This window comes from Azotobacter salinestris (assembly GCF_009363155.1).
Classification (GTDB): domain Bacteria; phylum Pseudomonadota; class Gammaproteobacteria; order Pseudomonadales; family Pseudomonadaceae; genus Azotobacter; species Azotobacter salinestris.
Map to the genome: position 1 here is coordinate 143448 of NZ_CP045303.1, position 20911 is coordinate 164358.

16 protein-coding genes are annotated in these 20911 nt (G+C 61.2%); 6 read left to right on the forward strand and 10 right to left on the reverse strand.

Going from position 1 to position 20911, the window contains the following annotated elements; translation table 11 throughout:
• Positions 1 to 6: 6 nt before the first annotated feature.
• From GCU53_RS24405 to parS, 10 genes are all read right to left on the reverse strand, one after another.
• The gene (locus GCU53_RS24405) at positions 7 to 741 is read right to left on the reverse strand and encodes a hypothetical protein (protein ID WP_152390154.1); all 735 of its coding nucleotides are present in this window, start codon (positions 739 to 741) and stop codon (positions 7 to 9) included.
• Positions 738 to 1907: an AAA family ATPase gene (locus GCU53_RS24410; RefSeq protein WP_152390155.1), complete on the reverse strand. Its 1170-nt coding sequence runs from the start codon at positions 1905 to 1907 to the stop codon at positions 738 to 740. The genes GCU53_RS24405 and GCU53_RS24410 overlap by 4 nt, the downstream gene beginning before the upstream one ends.
• On the reverse strand, positions 1900 to 5577 hold the full coding sequence (gene pglX / locus GCU53_RS24415) for a BREX-1 system adenine-specific DNA-methyltransferase PglX (protein ID WP_152390156.1): 3678 nt from the start codon (positions 5575 to 5577) through the stop codon (positions 1900 to 1902). Before pglX ends, GCU53_RS24410 begins: the two co-directional genes overlap by 8 nt.
• The gene (locus GCU53_RS24420) at positions 5574 to 7037 is read right to left on the reverse strand and encodes an AlbA family DNA-binding domain-containing protein (RefSeq protein WP_152390157.1); all 1464 of its coding nucleotides are present in this window, start codon (positions 7035 to 7037) and stop codon (positions 5574 to 5576) included. Before GCU53_RS24420 ends, pglX begins: the two co-directional genes overlap by 4 nt.
• 11 nt (positions 7038 to 7048) lie before the next feature.
• Positions 7049 to 10723, reverse strand: coding sequence for a BREX system P-loop protein BrxC (brxC, locus tag GCU53_RS24425; RefSeq protein ID WP_152390158.1), 3675 nt, complete (start codon positions 10721 to 10723; stop codon positions 7049 to 7051).
• Positions 10724 to 10741: 18 nt separating this feature from the next.
• Entirely contained in the window at positions 10742 to 11317 is a 576-nt protein-coding gene (locus GCU53_RS24430; protein ID WP_152390159.1) for a DUF1788 domain-containing protein, read from the reverse strand.
• Positions 11318 to 11339: 22 nt separating this feature from the next.
• Positions 11340 to 11957: a DUF1819 family protein gene (locus GCU53_RS24435; protein ID WP_152390160.1), complete on the reverse strand. Its 618-nt coding sequence runs from the start codon at positions 11955 to 11957 to the stop codon at positions 11340 to 11342.
• Positions 11954 to 12823 carry a helix-turn-helix transcriptional regulator gene (locus GCU53_RS24440; RefSeq protein WP_152390161.1) on the reverse strand — a complete coding sequence of 290 codons (870 nt, stop codon included), beginning with the start codon at positions 12821 to 12823 and terminating at the stop codon, positions 11954 to 11956. The genes GCU53_RS24435 and GCU53_RS24440 overlap by 4 nt, the downstream gene beginning before the upstream one ends.
• 323 nt (positions 12824 to 13146) lie before the next feature.
• Positions 13147 to 13644 carry an RES family NAD+ phosphorylase gene (locus GCU53_RS24445; RefSeq protein WP_152390162.1) on the reverse strand — a complete coding sequence of 166 codons (498 nt, stop codon included), beginning with the start codon at positions 13642 to 13644 and terminating at the stop codon, positions 13147 to 13149.
• Complete coding sequence (gene parS / locus GCU53_RS24450) at positions 13644 to 14114, reverse strand: type II RES/Xre toxin-antitoxin system antitoxin (protein ID WP_040107397.1); 471 nt, start codon at positions 14112 to 14114, stop codon at positions 13644 to 13646. Before parS ends, GCU53_RS24445 begins: the two co-directional genes overlap by 1 nt.
• A 243-nt stretch (positions 14115 to 14357) precedes the next feature.
• Here parS and traA point away from each other — a divergent pair, with 243 nt between their 5' ends.
• From traA to GCU53_RS24480, 6 genes are all read left to right on the forward strand, one after another.
• A complete protein-coding gene (gene traA / locus GCU53_RS24455; protein WP_152390163.1) occupies positions 14358 to 14705 on the forward strand; it encodes a TraA family conjugative transfer protein in 348 nt (115 codons plus the stop codon).
• A gap of 109 nt (positions 14706 to 14814) precedes the next feature.
• Positions 14815 to 15534: a DsbC family protein gene (locus GCU53_RS24460; RefSeq protein ID WP_152390164.1), complete on the forward strand. Its 720-nt coding sequence runs from the start codon at positions 14815 to 14817 to the stop codon at positions 15532 to 15534.
• Positions 15535 to 15546: 12 nt separating this feature from the next.
• Positions 15547 to 18012 carry a type IV secretion system protein TraC gene (traC, locus tag GCU53_RS24465; protein WP_152390165.1) on the forward strand — a complete coding sequence of 822 codons (2466 nt, stop codon included), beginning with the start codon at positions 15547 to 15549 and terminating at the stop codon, positions 18010 to 18012.
• Positions 18012 to 18590, forward strand: coding sequence for a S26 family signal peptidase (locus GCU53_RS24470; RefSeq protein WP_152390166.1), 579 nt, complete (start codon positions 18012 to 18014; stop codon positions 18588 to 18590). Before traC ends, GCU53_RS24470 begins: the two co-directional genes overlap by 1 nt.
• An 11-nt stretch (positions 18591 to 18601) precedes the next feature.
• A complete protein-coding gene (locus tag GCU53_RS24475; protein ID WP_167520128.1) occupies positions 18602 to 19876 on the forward strand; it encodes a TrbC family F-type conjugative pilus assembly protein in 1275 nt (424 codons plus the stop codon).
• Positions 19857 to 20900 (forward strand): TraU family protein, encoded by a 1044-nt coding sequence (locus GCU53_RS24480; RefSeq protein WP_152390168.1) that lies wholly within the window; start codon positions 19857 to 19859, stop codon positions 20898 to 20900. The genes GCU53_RS24475 and GCU53_RS24480 overlap by 20 nt, the downstream gene beginning before the upstream one ends.
• Positions 20901 to 20911 lie beyond the last annotated feature (11 nt).

A 20911-nucleotide genomic window follows, 5' to 3' on the forward strand; every position in this document is an offset into this window, starting at 1 on the left:
TTTTTCTCACATGGCCTTGGTGATGGCATCTTGAAGGGGCTCGTAAAAGCGGGCGAAACTCGGCATGCTTAAGGCCCGATCTTTGTCGAACACCACACTGTTGAGCCATTCGCTCAGCCCCGCAGCGCTTTTCTCTTCTCCAAGTGCTTCAGCTAACTGATTTTTGAGGGGATTAGCAGCGCTGGGGTTGCCTGACTCTTCTTCCAGTGCTGCGCAATTGACCGCACCGTTGCGAGAGGCGCACAGCAACCACGCTTCAGAAATCGGCTTGGGCAACATGGCAACACCCCTGTCGTAACCCGCACGCAAAAAACCGTCATGCATAGATTTGAACTTGCTTGCCCATTCAGCACTTTTCGAGGAGGTAGTGGGATCGCTATCGCGATGTAAGACAGCAATGCCGCGGTCATTTCGAGCAGATTCTTGTTCAAGGGCAATGCAGCCTAATGTCCAAGCGTTGTGAAAGAAATGGCCTGTCTCTTGATCGCGTTTTTTGCCTACGAGGGAAACACGGCGCCCCTGCTTCCTCTCATTCTGTCGGCGCAACAACTCCGCCTTGGGCACAAAACACACACAACCTCGGTCCAGCTCTACAGGCCGATAACCCAAAAATACTTCAAGCAACTGATCCAGCATGACTGTTAAGGGCCCTGGCATGAAATCGGTGCCACTGCACATGCCGTTTGCATGTTGACATTGCCCCAAATCAGATGGGCCTTCCCCACTGAGCACCAGCATCATGTTGCAGTGCCCTCTTGGGCATCCATCGCCACACATTCATCGGTCAGAGCATTCAGGTCAGTGTCCACGAAGGCCTCACCTGGGCCCATGGCTTCCAGTTTTCGGTCAATTCTCTCGATCGCAAAGAAGTGACGACGCTTGGTATCGCCATCGGGGCTCTTGTAAATCAAATGCACCGCGCCACGCGCCACATCGTCCTCAAGGTAGTTGAGAATCATAGGGCTGTGTGTGGTGACCAGCACCTGCTGGGCTGAGCTTTGCAAGGCCTCGACCAATGGTTCAATAATCTCTGGGTTGATCCCATTTTCAATCTCGTCGAGCAGAATTAAATAACGATCGGAATGCACCTGTGAAAGCACCGCCAAGATGCGCAATAACCCATCACTGAGGTGTGTGGCCTCGGTCTCTTGATGACGGTCACCAAACTGCTCCACCACCGTCAGCTTCTTCCATCCTGCCTGCACGTTACTAACTTTGAAGTCGATGATTTGCGGGTAAAAAACCTTGAGCAAATCTATCAAGCGGCTACGCTGCTCACCTTTGAGTATTCCTAGGTAGGCTGAAAGCTTTTCGCCCCCTGACCCAATATCAAAGCTCTCTCCAACCGCCACTCGCGAGCGCTTTCGCAGCAGCTGTGGTGACAACAGCTCTAGCGACCGGATGTTACGCACCGCGTTTCGCATGTCGAGCACTACCTGTGGCAACTCCTTGTCCTTGAGCGCGGACAAAAGTGACCCCTCGTAGTTAAAACTGACCTCTTGCCAGCCCTTGCCCTCAATATGAAAGCGTTGCCCATCCAGCAATGTTAGCTTCGCAGCGTTGCTGTTCGCGAACTCATGAACCGTCCAATCGCGGGTACAACGCTTCAAGCTCGTATTGAACACACCTGTCCACTTGAGGGTGGAGTCTGGTGACACCCTCCACACCACCGAGACGGTGATGTTGCGCTCATTCAACCGTTTGCAGCGCAGGTCCGCAGACTTCCAACTGCGTGCCTTGAGCCAATCAGCCACATCCCCCGTCATCAGATGGCTGATAAAGTCCAGTGCTTGCAGCACAGTGCTTTTACCGACGCCGTTCATACCGATCAAGATATTGAATTGCCCCAAGGGCAGAGTGAAATCCGCCAAGGACTTGAAGTTTTGAATATGGATGGACTCAATCATTACTGGCACCTCCAGTCACGATTTTCACGCTGTCGAGCAAATCCCCAAACTCCCCGTAGTTCACCTTCACCCCGTCATCCAGATCTAGGCTTATGCGCTGGTCGGCGTAGTGGCGGAGTTTTTCGTCGAAGGTGGCGAGTTCGGCTTGTTGGTTGTGCAGGGTAGTGAGTTCTTTTTCCAGGCGTTTTTTCTCGGCGGTGCTGGTACTGGCGTCGATGTCCTGTTCGAGCTTGTTGGCGTAGGTGTTGAGCTTGGCGGTAAGGGGGATGACGTACTCGGTACGCATGCGCGCCAGGGTGCCTTCGTTGTAGCGGTGCAGGTAGACCAGGCACTCGAAGGCCTTGTGCTTACCGGAGCTGAACAGCCAGTAGATGGGACGCTTCTTGTAGGTTTTGAGGTGATCCTTGAAGAACTGGGTACTCAGGTAGCGGCGGATGGTGTCCAACGCTGACTCGCCGCGCTTGGGCTTGATGGCGTACAGGCACAGGCTCTCGGCGACGAAGTCGAGGTTTTCCTGCAGGTGCTCTTCACCCCAGACGGTGCGGACGAACTCGCGGAAGCGGTTGGTGGCATCGTTGGCGAACCATTCCTGGTCGGTCAGCGGCAAGATGGCGTCGCCATCGGGTGCGAAGCGCGGTGCGGGAATCTGGCTGAGGTAGTCCTGCAGGGTTTCGCCTTGGCTAGCGAGGATCAGGCCGGGCTTGTCCAGCGAGTAGCGGCCCATCATGCAGCCGATGGCGTAGGACACCAGCTCTCCCATGGTGTCGCACTGGAGCATGATTTCCAGCTCGGCTTCGCTCTTGTTACCGCCATAGCGGTAGTGCGGGTTGCAGGTCAGAGTGATTTCTTCCAATGGAGCTTCCGGTGTCAGCTCATCCTGCAAGCCGTAGGCGTCGATAAAGAGGCGGTTGTTCTTTTCTTCAAGGCGCCGTACTTCCTGCGTCATTTCCTGCCAATAGGAACCGAGCCTCAGGTAAGAGCCAGGCAGGCTTGACCGGTTGTGGTCAGTATTGATTATTGGATGACTGGAGAAGCCCCAAGAGATTTCATAGAAATCCCAATCTAGCTTAGAAAGCTCTGTTAGCCTCTTAACCACACCGTCAACATCTACCCTTCTATATGGAATTCTTGAAATGTCTCCAACCTGAAAGGTTACAGTCGGATTCAAGATTCCCATATAAGCTGTCGTAAGAGTGCTTGACAGCAAGCCGAGAACGGACAGTCTATTCTCTTCACTGGGGAATCCGGATGATCCTTTGATATCAAAAATAAATCCTTTCGGGCTTAGCCTTGCACCAAATCCGCCCGTCTTTATATCAGACCATGTAATGCCTTCCTTGAAATAATACTCACGATTAATAACACGCCCATTGGAGCCAACCCGAGCTCCTGGCGTGCTGTCAATATAGCTACATATTTCTTTTCCGTTATTTTCGAAATTTACAATGTGGGAGAAATTTCCATACCACTTTCTATACGGTCCTCCCTTGTTGTAAGGAAACCACTTTGCACCACGCTCCTGCGCATCAATTTCAGAGTCAGCATCAAAGCAAATTCGAGAGTACTTAACTTCGCTCCACATGCGGAGGAATAATTCATTATTTGTTGTTGCCATCCCCTGACGTGGCTTCGCAATTTCACCTATGCTCTTATATAAAGAGAATGAACTCTTTAATTTTTTACCAGCCCAGTATGCAATTGGCTGACCGGGAATAGATGAGAAATCTGATGTGGATACTCTGTAGAACCAGTCATGGTCATTTTTGACAATGGCCTGACGCGTATAAGTCGACATTTCCTCATCCCCGCCTTTGAAATTGACGAGCCTGATGAAACTCGCAAGAAGATCAGGGAAATATTTCTTCTCAAATGTATATGCGCATATCTGTACTGTTGCCCCTTTAAATCCTGTTAACGGCAATTCTACTAGGTTTGTCAAGGTGTTTTTCTGGGTAAGGAATTGACGGAGCTTTTCATGTGAAGATAAAGACATCCACACATTTGGACTCATAATCCCAACACTTCCACGCACACGAGAAAGCTCGGAACACTTCACAACGAACGCAGAAAATAGGTCGCTTTTTACATTTTTATAATTTTCCTTAAGCCAGTCGCTTAACTTTTCATTCATTGCTTTTGTGCCCATATAGGGCGGGTTGGCAATCACCGCGTCGTAGCGCTGTGCCAGGATCCAGGCCTGTTGCACATAGGGCAGCAGTTGCTGGGCCGCCGGCTTCTGCATGGAGTCGCCGTCTTTGGCCAGTTGCCGCAACTGCTTCAGTAGTTCGCCCAGCGGTTCGGCATTCTCGGCAGGCACTTCGATCAGCGAGCCGAAGGTCTTGGCCTGGGTAAAGCGGGCCAAGGTAGTTTTCAGCAGCTGGTAGCGGTTGTCCGCTTGGGCGGCGCTGAGATCACTCTGCTCGCTGTCGAACAGGCCTTGCGATTGGCCGCGCTGCCAGTCGCTGGTCAAGTTGAGTGCCTTCCACAAGGTGTTCATGTTGAGGTGGCTGCTTTCCTGCAGGGCCAGCACATTGAGCTTGAGTTCACGGCCGAAGATGCGCCGGTCATCCTCGCGGGCCAGCATCATCAGGGCGAAGCCGGCGAGCTGGCCGGCTCGGTCGTCGATGTCGAGACCGAACAGGTTGTTTTCGAGGATCAGCTGCGGGATGTCTCGCGCACGGAAGCCGCGCTCGGTGTAGATCTCCTTCAGCACCTTGTAGGCCTCGACCAAGATATGGCCGGAACCGCAGGCAGGGTCGAGCACCTTGATGGTCAGCGGGTCGATGCTGTCCGGGGTGCTGGCGGCAAGCTGTGCCTGCACCTCGGGTGTCTGCTCGCCGGGGGCGACGTAGTAATCCCATTTAGCCTTGAGCGGCGAGTCAGGGTAGGTCTGCAGCCACTGGCGGCCCACGGAGTTCTGCACCAGGTACTGGACGATCCAGTTCGGGGTGAACAGCTGGGTGGCAGCGGGGATGTCCTCGCTCTTCACCACCTTGCCGATGACCTGATCCTTCTTCTCGCTGATGTAGAACTGGTAGAGCCAGCCGATGATCTCGACGTTGTGCCAGTCCCCTTCGGGAATGGCAGCGACCAGCTCGCGGATCAGCGAGTCGGTCTTGGTCAGGTTGTCGGGCAGCAGCAGCTCCAGGGCATCGTCCAGCATCTCGAACAGAAAGGGCATGGCCTGGTGCAGGGCGTGGCACTGGGCGAGCAGCAGCTCGCGGTACAACTCCTCGTCCTTGGTGCCATCGAGCTTCAGCTCGGTGATACGGGCCTTATCGAGGCCTTCCAGCTCGATATCCAGGCACTCGTCAAGGATCTGCGGCACGCCGACCGAACCATCGGCAGCACTGAGCACCCGGCGGCCATGATCCAGATAGCCCTTGATCTCCATGTAGCGCAGGGCGCACAGACGGTTGAACCAGCTGTAGGCGGCCTGCTCCATGGCCTGGGCAAAGCCCAACTGCTCGACACGTCTAGCCAGCGCGGCGCGCGGGCGGGCGATGCTGGCCGGGAAGGCGCGCTCACCGATCAGGGCCAGGTCGCCTTTCTGCTCCAGCGGCTCGATGCCCTTGACGGTAATGCCGTACCTGGCCGCCTGCTTGGTCATGGCGGCGATAAAGGCGATACGCGCCTTTGGGGCATAGCGTTTGATAGCGTTGGTGTTCATGTATTGTCCTTGAGGTACTGCTGGCCCTTGGCGGTCAGGCGGTATTTCTGCAGGCGGCTGTTGGGTTTGTCGGGCAGGGTCATTTCGATCACGGCTTCTTCCAGCAGGCGCCTGATCTGTTTGTGCAGCTCGCCGGATACGCTCTTGTGACCAAGCCTCCCGGCCATGGCGGCCTTGCCCAGCGGCTGCTCACGCAGCAGCAAGACGATGCGTGCGGCCAGTTTCGACTCTAGCCGCGACTCTAGCCGCGACTCTAGCCGCGACTCCTGCTGTGGCGGGGCAAGGGATTCGGTACTGGGCACAGAAACGCTGACGGGCGTCGCCAGCGGAATGATGAAGCGCAGCCGGTTGGCGATTTCCTCGATGCGTGGCTCGGGCAGGCCCTGGGCGGCGGCTTCGGCGAAGATGCGTTTGACGCCGCTGCCCCACTGCTCGATCAGCTTGAGTTCGCGGAACACGCGGGCGATGACCGGATTGCGGATCATCGATACGCCGCGCTTCATGTCCTCCACGGTCAGGCCGGGCAGCAGCATGCCGGGGCTTTCGATCTCGATGCGGTCGTCGAAGAAGGCGATGCGGATCGGCGAGCCGCGCTGGGAATAGTCGCTGTGCATCAGGGCGTTGATGATCGCCTCGCGCAGCATGGTCAGCGGGATGCTCCAGACGTCCGTGCGGCGCATGGCGGAAAACTCGGCGCGCCTGAAGGCGTGCTTCTTGAGGAAAAGCTCGATGCTGGCCACCGCCTGCGGCAGCGGGTCGTGGATCTCGGTCTGGTCGAATATCTCGACCTTGTCGGTGCCACGAAAGCGTCCGCACTGGATCCAGGCGTCGTCGAAGTACTGCAGGCGGTGTCTGCCGAACAGCAGCACGGCGCCCTGGGTGGGTACCAGACGGCCCTGATGGCGAGTGAGCAGCTTGAGGGTCAGCAGCTTCTGCTCGTCGAGCCGCACATCGGTCCCGAACTGCTGCTGCATGGCCTGCAGGTCTAGGTCGTCCAGGCTCAACTCGGGCATGGGCAGGGCATCGAAGGTCACGCCCAGGGCGGTGCGCTGCAGCTCGGCGATCAGCTGGGGATCAGCTTGGCGGTTGCTGGAGCCCAGGCGTACCAGCACACCTTGCTCCGGGCCGAGCGCCTTGAGGTAGTGCGGGCGTGAATTGCTGAGAAACACTTCGACGCGCAGCAGGGTTTTCCCTTCCACGGTGAACAGTTCGATAGTGGGCAGCAAGCGCGGGGCAATGCTGTCGGCGATCAAGCTGGTCAGGCGCTCCTCGTCGGCCAGCGGGTCGTCCACGCCGACGATCGCGCCGTCATCGGCCACGCCGATGATCAGTTGGCCGCCGGCGGTGTTGGCGAAGGCGACCAGCGCCTTGAGCAGCGATCTGGGCGAGGACAGGTCGCGCTTGAATTCGAGCTGCTTGCCCTCGGGCTGGGCAAGCAGCTGTTCGATGGGTTGCATCATGGGCGCCCCCGTCAGCGAATCCTGATCCGCTTATCCTGCTGGATCGCCGCTTCGAGTTCGGCCTTGAGGGCGTCGATGAAGCGCTCAACGTCGCTCTGGTTTTCCAGGTACAGGCTATTGCCCAGCTTGTTGAACACGCTGGTGGCGACGACATCCACCACCGGTTTGGGCTGCACCACCGGCTTGGTGGGCACCGGTAGCGGAGCGCGGTCCTCCTTCACTCCGCTGCCCTGGTCGGCAGTTTTGGCGGCCTTTTCCTGCTCCTGCCTGAGCTTCTGCTGGCGTTCCAGCTCGGCATGAATGGCGCGCTCCAGTTCGAGGGCGCCGTCTTGCAGACGCTCTTCGGCGGTTTCCTTCTGCAGCAGGTAGATATTGGCGATGCTGGTCTCGTTTTCCAGCTCGGCCTTGATCAGTTGCAGCGGACGCAGCAGGCGGTTGCTCAGCTCCGGGGTATCGATGCCGCTCTTGGCGATTTCCGCCTGCAGCTGGGCGATCTTTTCATCGACCCGAGCCTGGGCATGGCGGCGTTTCTCGGTAAGGATCGCCGCGTTGATCGCTTCCACCGTTTCCACCAAACCGGCGACCTTGTGCAGCTGGTTGTAAGGGGCGGCGCTGGTCTCGATGCCGTGCAGTTCGGCCAGGGCCTTGCGGGCCTTGTCGTCCTTGTCCAGCGCCTGCTTGTTCTTCTCGAAGCGGCGCAGCGCCTGCTGCAGCTGCTGCCAGGTGTGCAGCTGGTTGCCGAAGAATTCGTGCAGGTCGCGGTAGTCCTCTTCGAGGTCGAGGTAGTCGTCCTTGTTGTCGACCACCTCCTTGAAGAAGTCGACGCTATCGCGGTTTCCCAGTAGGCGCTGCAGGCCGAGGATCGATTGCTCGATGCTGTCCTTGCCGGGAAAGTGGCCGACATCGGTCTTGCTCTTGTAGCTCTTGAGGTTGGCCAGCCAGCTGTCGAGCTGGCTGCGGTAGAACTCGTAGAGTTCCTTTTCTCCGGCCGGGCCGAGGGCGTTGAACAGATCCTGGGTCAAGTTGCGCGCCTGCTTGAGCAGGGCTTCGTCAGTCTGGCGCTTCTTCTGCACCGAGACGTCGCGGCGCTTGCGGCTGTTGGTCAGCGGCTCGAAGGCATCCGGCAGCGGCAGGCTGGGGCCGGTGCCCATGTGGAAGGAGATGCGCCCGGTGGCAGCGAGCCGACCCAGAATGAGCAGGATCTCGCCATCCGGCCAGCCGAACGGGCGCTTGCCGAAGCGCTCGATGATGTCGGAGACCAGCAGCCGGTCGTTGCCGGAGGCGCGCAGGCCGATGTATTGCTCGACTTCCTTGACGGCCTGGGGGTTGCCTTCCTCGCCATCGAGGGACAGGCCGAGCTGGCCAATGTCGTCGGCATGGAGCACGGCCCGCAGTTCGCGCTCGGGCTCGTCCTGCAGCACGCGCAGGTAGCCGAGCTTGGTATAGGTGTTTTCCAGCAGATATTGGCAAGCTTCGTCGAAGCGGCTCTGAATGTTGCTGCTGGCCAGCTTGGGGTGCTGGCCAAGGGCATAGACCTGGGCGCGTTCCAGCAAGGCTTCGAGCATCAGGTGCAGGCGTTTCTTGCGCTCCTGGTTCTCGCGGCCGCGGTCGGCGAAGATGCGGCCCAGCTCGGGCTGGCTGCCGTCGTTGTTGAGCCGGATGAACTTGTTGGTTTGCAGCCAGGTGCGCAGCTCGCGGAAGAAGTCCTTGTCGGTATCCGCGAGCTTGAACAGCGCCATGCCCGCCGGGGCTTCGTTGCTCTTGTTAAGGCAGCCGGCCTCGCCGTACAGGGGGTAGTCGAGATCCAGCGGCGAGACCACCTCCACTCGCAGGTCGTGCTCGTAGCGGCCTTCCAGGCTGTGGCCATCGAGATAACGACCGATGCTGTAGTCGGCCTTGTTGACGCTGTAGCGGTACTTGTTCTTGCCCTTGAGCAAGTCCCCGTAGATCAGCTCGGACAGCGCCTTGTTCTCTTCGGAGGCGGAGATTTCGGTGGCCTTGATCTTGCGGGTGATATCGCGCTCTTCGTTGGTGAGGAAGACGAATTCGTCGCCATTGCGGGTGATCAGGCTTTCCTTCTCCAGACGCTGGAGAGTGGCCTCGATGCGTTGGCGCAGGGCGAGCTTGTCCTCGTCGACCTTCTCGATGGAGAGGGTGACCAGGTTGTCCAGGGTTCCCTTGACCAGGTCGACGTAGCGGATCATGAACAGGGTGCGCAAGATCTGCACGTCGAAGCCGTCGAACACGCTGTTTTCGCTGGCTTGGTCGATGGTGCGCTTGACCGCGGTGTCGAGGAAGCCTTCGACGGCACGGTAGAAGCTGTGCATGGGCACCAGGGCGCCGATGTCCTTGGCCTTGATCGACAAGGCCGCCATCTGGAAGGCATCGAGCATGGAGCGCTCGCCATAGGCCAGGTGCGCGCCGGTGGCGCCGACCTTACGGATTTCCTCGAAGACCTTCTGCACCAGTTGGAAGTGGTAGGGTGCGAAGGGGTAGTTGCCGATGAAGGATTCGGCGCTGTCGAAGTTTCTCAGCGTCGGGCCGGAACGGTCGAAGCTGATCTGGTTGCGAAGGATGTCACCCTTTTGCTGCCAGAGGGCGCGCAGCTCGACCTCGGCTTCGGGGGTTTTGCGCAGCAGGCGCTTCTGGATGACCTCGTCGGTGTTGGAGCTGGAGAGCGACAAGCGCGTCTTGAAGCGCCCAGCGATCTTGGAGAAGTCGTTGGCCTTGGAGGCGGACAGCTCGCCTACCACTGCATCCATGTCGGCCTGCGAGGTGACGATGATCCAGGCGCGGCCCTTGCAGATAACGCCAAGCTCTTCAGTAATGCTCTGAAGCTTGAGCATCAGCTGACTGTCACTACCAATAAATTGACCAACCTCGTCGACCAGAAACAGCACGCGGTGTCTAGCCGGCTGATTGTCCAGGTATTCCTTGACCCAGTTGCAGAAATTTTCCACTGAGACGCTGAAGGTTTCCTCGGACTGCTCGAACCACTTGTGCGCGGCTTCGGCGGAGAGCTCAAGGGCACTGGCCAGGGCCTGCTCGATGTCGTCCTGATAGAATTGGTAGCCGTCGCGCTCTTCGGTCCATTCCAGGCCGGTGGCTTCGCTGAAGGCCTGCTTGAAGCGCTCGTAGACGCCGCGTTGGGTCAGGTGGCGCTCCATATGGGCGATGTGCGGGTGATCGCCGCTGAAGCCCTGGTGCTCGTTGAACACGCGCAGGAACACGTTGAGGATCGGGTTGCCGGCATCGTTGGAGCTGGCCTTGCTGTCGATGTTGAACAGGATGACATCGGCGCTGTTGGCCACGGCCTTGCCGATGTCGGCGCGGATCATGGCGTCGCGCAGCTTGTTCTGGTCGAAGAAGGCAACAGCCCTTTTGCTGTGACCCTCGGCGTCGTGAGCTTCGATATTGGCCAGCAGGTAGGACAGGGTCTTCAGGAAGTGCGACTTGCCCGAGCCGAAGAAGCCGCTGATCCACACGCCGACCCGGTTGGCGATCGAGGGATCATTGAGGTCGGTGCTGTAGGACTCGAAGAAGCTGCGGAAGTGCTTTTCCAGCTCATTGGTAACGACGTATTCATCCAGCTCCTGGTACACAGTGGCGTCGTCGGCCTGATCCGCCTTGACCACACCGTTGATCGGGCGGTCGAGTTCCTTGAAGAAAATATCTTTGATGCTCACGGCAAATCATCCTTTAAATCAGGGCACCAGCTTGAACGCTCGGTAGTAGTTGTTGCTGGGAATCCGGTTGAACAGGGCCAGCGACTGGCCCGAGTAGTAGCCGGGATAGAACAGCACCAGGGGCTTGTGGCCGAGCAGGGCATGCAGCTTGTTGAGCAGGTTGTGGGCACGCAGTACCGGCCACACCGAACCGACGCCGGTAATCAGCACGATGTCGTACTCGTCGGCACGGCAGTGCTCCAGCAAGAAGGGTGCGAACTTGTCCATGTGCAGCGGGCCGGACAGTGCCTTGAGCAGCGCCTGGTCACCCTTGGCTTTCTGCATCTGGATGGCCTTGTCGGTGAAATTGCGCTGGTCCAGGTAGTCGCGCATGGCTTGCAGCAGATTGATATTCACCACCTTGAGGTGGCTGTGCTTCTTGGCCAGGAAGTTTTCCAGAAAGCGAAGATGGTCCCGCACCTGCAGTTCGTCCTCGGGGGCGTAGTCAAAGATCCAGAAGCCGATCTCGTTGCCCAGCCCCTGGCTCTTGAGGAATTCCTCAGTGAGGATCTTGTCGGGGATCTGGTTCAGGCGATCCTGTAGCTGCTGGTTCATTCATACACTCCTTATTCCGTGCCTACTGCACAGCGGCGCCGGATACTTCCAGACAGGCTTTGATGCGCTGGCGGTGACTGTCGTCCAGCAGGGTTCTGACTTCGGGTCGTACCAGCAGGGGCTGGAGTTTCATGCTGCGGGTGCTGCGTAAAAGGCCGGCCTCGGCGAGCATGCGAAAGACAACCTGGCCCATCTTCTTGCGGCTGGATTCGGTCCAATTGCCGATGGCTGGGTCACGATGGCTGCAGTCGTCGAGAAAATCGCTCCACTGCCACGGCTCCAGGGTTTCTGCCCGGGTGATAAAGGCGTCTGCCAGTACAGTCTCGATGAACTCCACCAGCAACAAATTGCGCTCCAATGCCGTGCAGAAGGCCACCTGGGTAGCCAGCTCATCATCGCCGTCGCGAATGGCCCGCCAGAAGGGCTCATCCAGCCGTTCCAAGCGCTTGCGCAGCGCCTGGGCCACACGTCTGGCCGATGCCGGGCTGCGCTTTTGCAGCAGGTTCTGTTGCTGGATTGCGTCATGCCACTGCTCGGGGCTGGCATGACGTAGCAACAGGTCGGCGATGACACGGCATTCGCGCACCTGCAGTGAGCCGCCGGTCAGGTCCGAGTCATAGCTGAATACTTGCACGGTCACTCGCCCTCGCTGCCGAACAGATAGGGCTCCAGTTTGGCCCGGTCTGCTGGGAGCAGTTGCAGGAGGTGTTCGCGTACCCGTTCGGTCTCTTCCTCGCTGATCGCGGCCTGATAGCGCTGCAAGGTGTAGTGGGCGAGCGCTTTTCTGACGTTTATCTGCATGCGGCCTTCAGGCATGGCGAAGTCCCGCTCGACCAAGGCCTTCTGCGCATCACTGAGACGCAGGTTGGGAATCAGCGTCAAAGTAATCTGCTCGTTCCAGAGGCTGTCGTTTTTCATCGACGGAGCGCTTTCCGCACAGGCCCTGGGAGTGCGGTCGATACGTGACAGCAGGAAGTCCCGGAAGGCCTGCCGCTTGTGGCACCAGGCGCGCACATGCCAGCGGAAGCCGGTGTAGACCAGGGTATGCGGTGAGATAACCCGCTCATGGGGTTGCGGGTTGCTCATGGAGGCATAGAGGATTTTCAGACTGCCGGCGTTACGGCTGGCCTTGATGACTTCGCGTACCACCTCGGGGCGCACGGTGCGGTCGGGCAGCTGGACGGTGGCCACACCGGGATGGGATTCCAGGATCTGAGCCATGGGCTCGCTACCCTGGCTGGCGAGCAGACCTAGATAGTCGTTGATATGCCCAGAGGTGAACACCGGCTGGAAGCCGGCAGCGGGTATATAGCCCTTAACTGCAGGGTCATGGACCAGCGCCTCGGGATTGAACTCGCTGTTGTAGCGATTGATGTCCGAAGACGCCTGCTGGCGGGTGATGCCGAACCAGTCCATCAGCTGGGTGGTGATCAGACGGCCTTCCCAGAACGCAATCAGCTCGATGGCGCGCAGGCGGAGGAGGACTTCGTGCTTGAGGGAAAGCATCAAGAGGCACTAGATATAATGGCGCCTTGATTCTGCCTTGCCTTCCTCTGTTCGTAAATAAGTTTACGGTAAGATTTTTTCAAGCTGGTCTTCTGACGGTGGATCAACATCGACTGATTTCACCCTGCAGCCGTGAACACGAGTTCAAGCGCTCACCCGAGTTTCTGGCTTCCGGGCTGATGGCCCCAGCGTGGGCAGGACACGGCTGGCCTGTCAGAGCAGGCCTGGCGGCAGGAGGTCCACCGGCAAGCGCAGGAGCTGCGGTGATTTTGTGGGTATCACTCGGGGTCTGAGTCGACTGCTGCTGGTCACGACAGGCCGGTTCAGCGGTGCGGTGGATTGAGGCGGGTGTCGAGGGCAAAACGCTCTTGCAGGACTTGCTCGTACAGCCCTTTCGCCAGCGCGGGATTCATGACGATGTTCCAGCTGTGGCGGGATACGGTCGACGGGATCAGGACGAAGGGGTGTTGCGCCAGCAACTCATCGCCAAACCGCTGCTGATCAAGGCTGGGCGTGCCGGGGATCAGCCAGTTGGGGTTGGGCACCTCCTCGGGGTCGACGCGATAGATCCGGGATGGGGCCAGTAGGCGCGCGGCCGTGAGCACATGCGGCACCGTGTCCAGCGCCCGGAAGCCCTTGTGCACTGCCACCTCGAGGATCGCCGTCGAAGGATCGGCAGACGCATAGACCGCCCGGACGCCTTTCGAGTTCCAGCGGCCACCCCCCAATTCGGCTCCGATGCCGCTATTCCAGCTGTCCGCATGCTCTTTTCTGTCCAGGCGCCAGAGATAGGCCTCCCCGCTCCAGGGTACTGCCGCCATCAGGAGTAGACCCCGTACTGCAGACGGGTCAGAAAGTCCTCGACCAGCTCGAAGCCCACCTGGGTCGTAAGCAGGTCGATGGGCGCGCGTCCCTCGAGGCCCATGGCCGGCGTCACCATCCACTTCGCCGCCTCCTGGCGATCGCCCAACACCTCTTCCGCCTTGCTCAGCACTTCGGCAAAGCACCAGGCGCGGCTGCTTTGCTCGGCCGACAGCGGCTCGGGGTGCTTGATGCGCCGCTGGAAGGTTCGCTCCGACATGCCGATCACCTTGGCGAAGACCTGCCGGTCCTTGAGCAGGCCGACGCTCTGCACGAGGGCGATCACCGTCTCCGAGGGAAAACCCTTCTCAATCAGCTCGTGGAGCTCGAATGCCGTGCGGGCCTTCGGCGGCTTGCTGCCGAACAACAGCTGCAGCGGCCTGGTCGGGTCCTGGGCCTGGCGGGGCCGGATTGCTTCGGGGGTAGCCATCGTTGTGTTGCTCCACGTTATGCCATTTGGCAAAAGTATACCGCCAAATGGCGAAAGACGTGATGCCAAGAGGACAGCTCAATACCGCTGCCGGCCGAGGCACTAAAAAAAGTTTGGAAAAAACCCCATTTTTCCTAATTTCCGGCAAAAAAGTGGCTCGATAGCGCCGCACAAGCCCCCTCGAAATCTGAAAAATCACTCCCCAGCGCAGTCACGCGCTTCCCACCCCAGGAGTGAAAAACCATGCAAGCCATCAACAAATCGCACGTTCAAACCCTCGCTCTCGTCGCCCTGATGATCGGCGCCGGCGTCGCCATGGCCGGTACCGGATCGACCACCTTCGACAGCGTCTGGACCACCATCACCGACTGGATGCAAGGTACCCTCGGCCGCGTACTGGTCGGCATGATGATCCTCACCGGCATCGGTGCCGGCGTTCTGCGTCAGTCCCTGATGTCCTTCGTTGTCGGCGTGGGCGGCGGTGTCGGCCTGTACGCCGCGCCGGACATCATCGAGTCGATCATGACCGCCACCGTCCCGGCTTCCGTCAAGGCTGCCGAAGCCCTCCTGGCGCTGCCCATCACCCTGTAAGCCAGCGCTTTTTTTCGCCCCCCTTTCAGGCCATGAAATCGCCGGAAAAGGGGGCTTTTTTTTGTCCCGACTTTATAGCCTGAGGGGACTTCCTCAGGAGATAACCCCCATGCGTCAACCTCTCTACGCCGCCGCTTTTCTTTCCCTCTGCTCCCTCGCCGGAGCCGCTTTCGCCCAGCCTTCCCAGCCCTCGTGGATCGACTCCGACAGCCTCGTCCTGTTGCCCGCCACGGCCGTCTTCGCCATCGAGAAGAACGGCAAGTTCGCCGTCATGACCGACACCGGCCGCTTCATCATCCAGGGCTCCGTCTATGACGTGTGGGCGCAGAAGGAGCTGAAGACCCTGGCGGACGTTCGTCATGCGGTTCAGTACGTGCCCGTCGACAAGACCCACCTGGGCTTCGGCGATCTGGCGCCGCTGCGCATCGGGCACGGCGACAAGGCCGTCACCCTGTTCGCCGATCCGGCCTGCACCTACTGCAAGGAGCTCATGCAGGAGGCGCGTACTGGCCTGCCCGAGGGCTACCGCCTGGATGTGCTGATGCTGCCGATCCTCACGCCGCGCAGCGCCAGCCGCACGAAGGAGCTGCACTGCGCCGAGGACCCGGCAGCGGCCTGGCAGGCAACGGTCGCCGGCGACCTCGACACCCCCCTGGCACAAAAGCCCGATGGGGCGTGCGATCTGGAGGTGATCGGCAAGCGCCGTCTCACCGCCCAGTTTCTCGGCGCCCGCAACGTCCCCTATCTGATCCGCGACGACGGCCTGACCCACGAGGGCAAGCCGGCCGAGGGCCTGCGCGCCTGGATCGAAGCCCGGCAATCGAACTGAAGGAGTTCCCCCATGCTGTCCAAACTGATGACCCATATTCCGCGCCTGTCCAAGCTGATCGGCGCCCTGGCCTATGACCCCGACCAGGCGTTGTTCCAGCTCGAAGGCAAGCGGATCGGCTTCGGCTTCCTGTGCGCCCCCCTGGCCGGGAGCAACGGCGACGAGGGCGATCGCCTGAAGGCGGGCCTGGCCCTGGAATGGCCGGAAGGCTCCACCATCCAGTTCAGCCTGATCTGCACCGAGAACATCAACCGGGTCAGGACCGGCTACCTGAAGCTGCGCCAGGTCGCCCGCGAGTCCGGTCGCTTCGCCGTGGACCAGGACACCCTGGAGCTGCTGGCCACGGCGACCCAGGCCCGCGCCGAGTATTTCGCCGAGCGCACCCTGCGCCCGGTGGATAGCGTCTCCGGGGTGAAGATCCGCGACCAGAAGCTGGTCATCGCGATCACCCTGCCGATCAAGGAGGCCCTGCCCAGCGACAGCGAAGGCGCCGTGGCCCGCGAGCTGTCCGATGGACTGGGGGCCGCGCTGGAGAGCTGCGGCCTGGCGCCGGTCCCCTTGACCAACCACGCCTACAAGGAAATTTTCTCCTCGGTGCTCAACCAGGGCCCCGACGCCTCCTGGCGCCTGGACCCCGACATCAAGGCCGACCTGGACAAGCCGATCAACGAGCAGCTGCTGGACTACAACCGCAGCCTCGACGTGCGCAAGGACCACCTCCAGCTCGGCGACGACTGCTTCGCCAAGACCCTGTCGGTCAAACGCTACCCGGACATCATGTGGCAGGGCGATGCCACCCAGTATCTGGCCGACCTCCTCTCGCAGCGGGGCGGGGTCCGCGGCAACTGCGTGATCACCATGACCCTCTACTTTCCGCCGCAGCTGGAGACCAAGGACAAGCTCACCAAGCGCCGGCAGTGGGCGATCAACCAGTGCAGCGGCCCGATGGTCAAGTTCGTCCCCATGCTGCTCAAGCGCAAGGAGGCCTACGATGTCCTGTTCGAGGATCTGGACCGGGGCGCCCACAACGTCCAGGCCAACATGACGGTCGTGGTGTTCGGCAAGAACCGCGAGGAGCTGGTCCAGGCGACCTCGAATGCCCGGACCCATTTCGCCACGCAGAACTTCACCCTCATGGAGGACAAGTTCTGCCTGCTGCCCGTGTTCATCAACGCCCTGCCCCTGTGTGCGGACGCGGACGCCATCCGCGATCTGTTCCGCTTCCGGACCATGAGCCTGAACCAGGCCCTGCCGATCCTGCCGATCTATGGCGACTGGAAGGGCACCGGCACCCCGGTCGCGCCGTTCATCTCCCGCAACGGCCAGCCGGTGACCTTCGACCTGTACGACTCCGACACCAACTACAACGGCACGATTGCCGCGCAGTCCGGCTCGGGCAAGTCCTTCCTGACCAACTACCTGATCACCTCCTACCTGAGCATCGGCGCCAAGGTGTGGGTGATCGACGTGGGCCTGTCCTACCTCAAGCTCGCCGAAGCCTTCCAGGGCGATTTCGCCCGCTTCGACCACGACTCCAAGATCTGCCTCAACCCCTTCGAGCTGGTGAAGGACTTCAGCGACGAGGAGGACGTGCTGATCGGCCTGCTGACGGCCATGGCCGCGCCGACCGTCCCGCTGGTCGACTTCCAGACCTCGGGCCTGAAGCGGATTCTGACCGCCTGCTGGGAGCAGAAGGGGCACGAACTGACCGTGGACGACATCGCCAATGCCCTGCTGGCGGATGACGAAGACCAGCGCATCAAGGACATCGGCCACCAGCTGTACCCGTTCACCCGCAAGGGCCAATACGGGCGCTACTTCAACGGCAAGAACAACCTCGACTTCCAGAATCCCTTCACCGTGCTGGAGCTGGAAGAGCTCAAGGGCCGCCAGCATTTGCAACAGGTGGTGCTGCTGCAGCTGATCTACCAGATCCAGCAGGACATGTACCTGGGCGAGCGCGACCGGCCGAAGATCGTGATCATCGACGAGGCCTGGAGCCTGCTGGCGCAGGGCAACGTCGGCGAGTTCATCGAACACGGTTACAGACGTTTCCGCAAATACGGCGGCTCGGCCATCGTCATCACCCAGGGGGTGAACGACCTGTACCAGAACAAGGTCGGCCAGGCCATTGCCGAGAACTCGGCCTTCACCCTGCTGCTGGGCCAGAAGCCCGAGGCGATCAACGTCATCCAGGAGAACAAGCGGCTGCCGCTGGGGGAAGGGGGCTACCGCATCCTCAAGACGGTGCACTCGAGCAAGGGGCACTACTCCGAGATCTTCATGATCACGCCGCGGGGCATCGGGATCGCCCGGCTGACCGTGGACCCCTATTCCCTGCTGCTGTACTCCACCGCGCCGGAAGACGTGCAGGCGGTGCGCAACTACACGCTCGCCGGCATGCCGCAACGGCAGGCGATCCTGCAGGTGCTCGAGGACCGGGGGATCACGCTGTCGCCCGCCGAGGAGGTCGCCTGATGAAGCTGCGCAACCCCTTCTCCATTCAGGCCAAGATCGACCGGGCCATGGCCGAGGTCGAGCGGGCGCGTCAGCCACGTCGGATCGGCGTCAGCACCGGCTTCCTCGCCAAGGGCGCCCTGTTCTCGGCGCTGGTCGCCGCCGGCGTGGTCGCCCTGGCCAGCCGCTACTCCGTGGCCATCGCCGTGCAGGAGAACCTGTGCCTGCCGCCGTACCGCGTCTGGATCATCGACAAGTACGAAACCGAACCGGCCCGAGGCGCTATTTTCGCCTTCAAATCCCAGGGGCTCGGCCCGCTGTTCGAGGACGGCACCACCATCGTCAAGGTGCTGGACGGCCTGCCGGGCGACCAGGTGGCGGTCACGGAGGAAAGCACCCGCATCAATGGCCAGGTGATCGTCACCGGCCTGCAGGTCGCACGCCAGTATGGCTTCGATCCGCAGCGCTACGTGCGCCAGGGGGTGATCGAGCCGGACCGCTACTGGTTCTTCGGCCGCACGGCGGATTCGTTCGACTCCCGCTACTGGGGATCGGTCGCCTCCCATCAGATCATCGGCAGGGCCTACCCGCTATGGTGAAAACACTGAGGATGAGCGCCCTGGCGGCGGCGCTGGCGGGTGTTTCTTTCCAGGGGATTTCTTTCGCCTCGGATCATTCCGCCCCGGCCAATCCGCTGGGGACCAATCCGCTCGGCTCCCAGGCCTACAAGCCAAGCGATCTTCCCGCTCAGCTGCTGGAACAGGCCCGGGACATCTCCCGGCAGGGACGGGCGGGTGCCCAGGCCCTGACTGACCAAGGCGAACTGGAGTGGGTGCAGAGCCTGTCGCGCAACACGGTGGTGCAGGCGGCGCAGGCCCAGCGGGAGGCGCTGGATCTGCCTGTGCGCGATACGGCCCCCGCCGAGCGGCCGCATCCGCTGGGCGAGGGCTTCCGGACGCTGATCTTCGTCTCGTGGTCGCTGGGCGAGGCGGCGCTCGAGGACATCCTGCGCCGCTACGACGGCCAGCCCGGGGTCGGGGTGGTGTTCCGCGGCATCCCCGCCGGCGTGCGCATGGTCGATGCCATGACCCGGATGCACCGGCTCACGCAGGCGACCGAGAGCCAGGTGTCGGTGCTGCTCGATCCGCTGGCGTTCCGGCGCCATGGCATCCAGCTGGTGCCCGCGGTGGTGGTCGAGCGCCCGGACGAGGCGCTGGCGGCGAAGGTCGTGGGCATCGACGCGGTGACCTATGTCGAGGAGGCCCTGCAGCAGGGGCGCTCCGGCGACCTGGGCACGCTGGGGACGCCCCGCGACATCCTCGAGCCCGACCTCATGGAGGTCGCCAAGGCGCGCATCGAAGGCCTGGACTTCGCGGTCATGAAGCAGCGCGCCCTCGACCGCTTCTGGCACGTCCACACCGGCCATGCCCTGCCGACCGCCACCGAGAACGCCACTCGCCAGGTCGATCCCTCGGTGGTGATACCGCAGGACATTCTCGACGCCGAGGGCAAGGTCGTGACCCGGGCCGGGAGAATAAATCCCCTGCATTTGCGGCCCTTCGATCAGAAGCTGGTGGTGATCGACCCGACCCAGCCCTGGCAGGTGGCTCTGGCCCAGCGCGAGCGGGCCGAGCATGGCCGCGGCCTGACCGTCACCGTCATGGCCACGCAGATCCCGCCCGACGCCGGTTGGCCGCTGTTCGAGCGCACCCAGCAGGCCATCGACGCCCCGCTGTACCTGCTGCCGGGCGACCTGGCCCGCCGCTTCCAGATCCAGAAAGCGCCCTCGGTCGTCACGGCCGAGGGGGAGGTTTTCGTGGTGCGCGAGTTCGCCCGCGAATCGGTCCAAGCCAAGGAGGAAAGCCATGCTCACGCTCAACTCTAAGTGGCTCGGTGCTTCGCTGCTGGCGGCCCTGGCCGGCGCCGTATCCCTGCCTGCCGCGGCGGACGACCCGCTGTGCGAGGACTCCTCCCTGCTGGGCCCGAAGCTGTTCACCGACATCTGCTGGGCCTGCCTCTTTCCCATCCGGGTGGCCGGCGTGCCGTTCACGCCCGGCGCGGTGCCCGACAAGGCGACCGACAAGGTGTTTTGCCTGTGCGAGGAAGGTAGCTCCGGCATCTACAAGCCGGGCATCACCACCTCGATGTGGGAGCCGGCGCGGATCGTCGAGACGGTCAAGACGCCGGGCTGCTCGCCCACCCTGGGGGGCGCGCGGCTGCCGCTGGGCAACAAGCGCAGCCATGGCCGGCTGAATACCGACAACCACTCGCTGACCGGCCAGCACGACGGGTCGTTCTACCACACCCACTACTACGCCTTCCCGCTGCTGCAGATCCTGGACCTGTACACCCCGACCAAGTGCAATGCCGACGGCTACATGGACCTGGACATCATCAGTTTCACCGAGATAGACCCGACCTGGAACAACGCGACGCTGGCCTTCTTCCAGCACCCGGAGTCCGCGGCGGTGGCCAACCCGGTGGCTCAGGCGGCCTGCGCCGCCGAGTCGGCCCTGGTGACCGCCCGGGAAGAGCCGCTGGAGTCGCTGTGGTGGTGCACCGGCACCTGGGGAAGCATTTATCCGCTGGCCGGCAGCGTCTTCAGCCAGGACCAGAACCGCACGACGGCATTGCTCAGCGCGCGGTTGCTGGCACAGCAGCACCGGCGGGGGCTGGCCCGGCGCACGATGGGCGACGAGAACCTGTGCCGGGCCTCGATCTATCCGACCATTCCCAAGAGCCAGTACAAGCTCACACAGTTCTGGCCCAAGTCGCAGACCCAGCGCTCCCTGTGGCTGGGAGAGCCCCCGCAGACCTGGGAGGGCGGCCCCGGCCGGCACGTTCCCGGCACGGGCAACGACGCGATGTACCTGATCTGGCGGTGGACCGACTGCTGCTCGAAAATTTGAAGGAGAAATGT

Excerpts from the sequence above, each read along its gene's own strand:
- GCU53_RS24405 (WP_152390154.1), bottom strand. The coding sequence starts at position 741 with ATGATGCTGGTGCTCAGTGGGGAAGGCCCATCTGATTTGGGGCAATGT.
- GCU53_RS24410 (WP_152390155.1), bottom strand. The coding sequence starts at position 1,907 with ATGATTGAGTCCATCCATATTCAAAACTTCAAGTCCTTGGCGGATTTC.
- pglX (WP_152390156.1), bottom strand. The coding sequence starts at position 5,577 with ATGAACACCAACGCTATCAAACGCTATGCCCCAAAGGCGCGTATCGCC.
- GCU53_RS24420 (WP_152390157.1), bottom strand. The coding sequence starts at position 7,037 with ATGATGCAACCCATCGAACAGCTGCTTGCCCAGCCCGAGGGCAAGCAG.
- GCU53_RS24430 (WP_152390159.1), bottom strand. The coding sequence starts at position 11,317 with ATGAACCAGCAGCTACAGGATCGCCTGAACCAGATCCCCGACAAGATC.
- GCU53_RS24440 (WP_152390161.1), bottom strand. The coding sequence starts at position 12,823 with ATGCTTTCCCTCAAGCACGAAGTCCTCCTCCGCCTGCGCGCCATCGAG.
- GCU53_RS24445 (WP_152390162.1), bottom strand. The coding sequence starts at position 13,644 with ATGGCGGCAGTACCCTGGAGCGGGGAGGCCTATCTCTGGCGCCTGGAC.
- parS (WP_040107397.1), bottom strand. The coding sequence starts at position 14,114 with ATGGCTACCCCCGAAGCAATCCGGCCCCGCCAGGCCCAGGACCCGACC.
- traA (WP_152390163.1), top strand. The coding sequence starts at position 14,358 with ATGCAAGCCATCAACAAATCGCACGTTCAAACCCTCGCTCTCGTCGCC.
- GCU53_RS24460 (WP_152390164.1), top strand. The coding sequence starts at position 14,815 with ATGCGTCAACCTCTCTACGCCGCCGCTTTTCTTTCCCTCTGCTCCCTC.
- traC (WP_152390165.1), top strand. The coding sequence starts at position 15,547 with ATGCTGTCCAAACTGATGACCCATATTCCGCGCCTGTCCAAGCTGATC.
- GCU53_RS24470 (WP_152390166.1), top strand. The coding sequence starts at position 18,012 with ATGAAGCTGCGCAACCCCTTCTCCATTCAGGCCAAGATCGACCGGGCC.
- GCU53_RS24475 (WP_167520128.1), top strand. The coding sequence starts at position 18,602 with ATGAGCGCCCTGGCGGCGGCGCTGGCGGGTGTTTCTTTCCAGGGGATT.
- GCU53_RS24480 (WP_152390168.1), top strand. The coding sequence starts at position 19,857 with ATGCTCACGCTCAACTCTAAGTGGCTCGGTGCTTCGCTGCTGGCGGCC.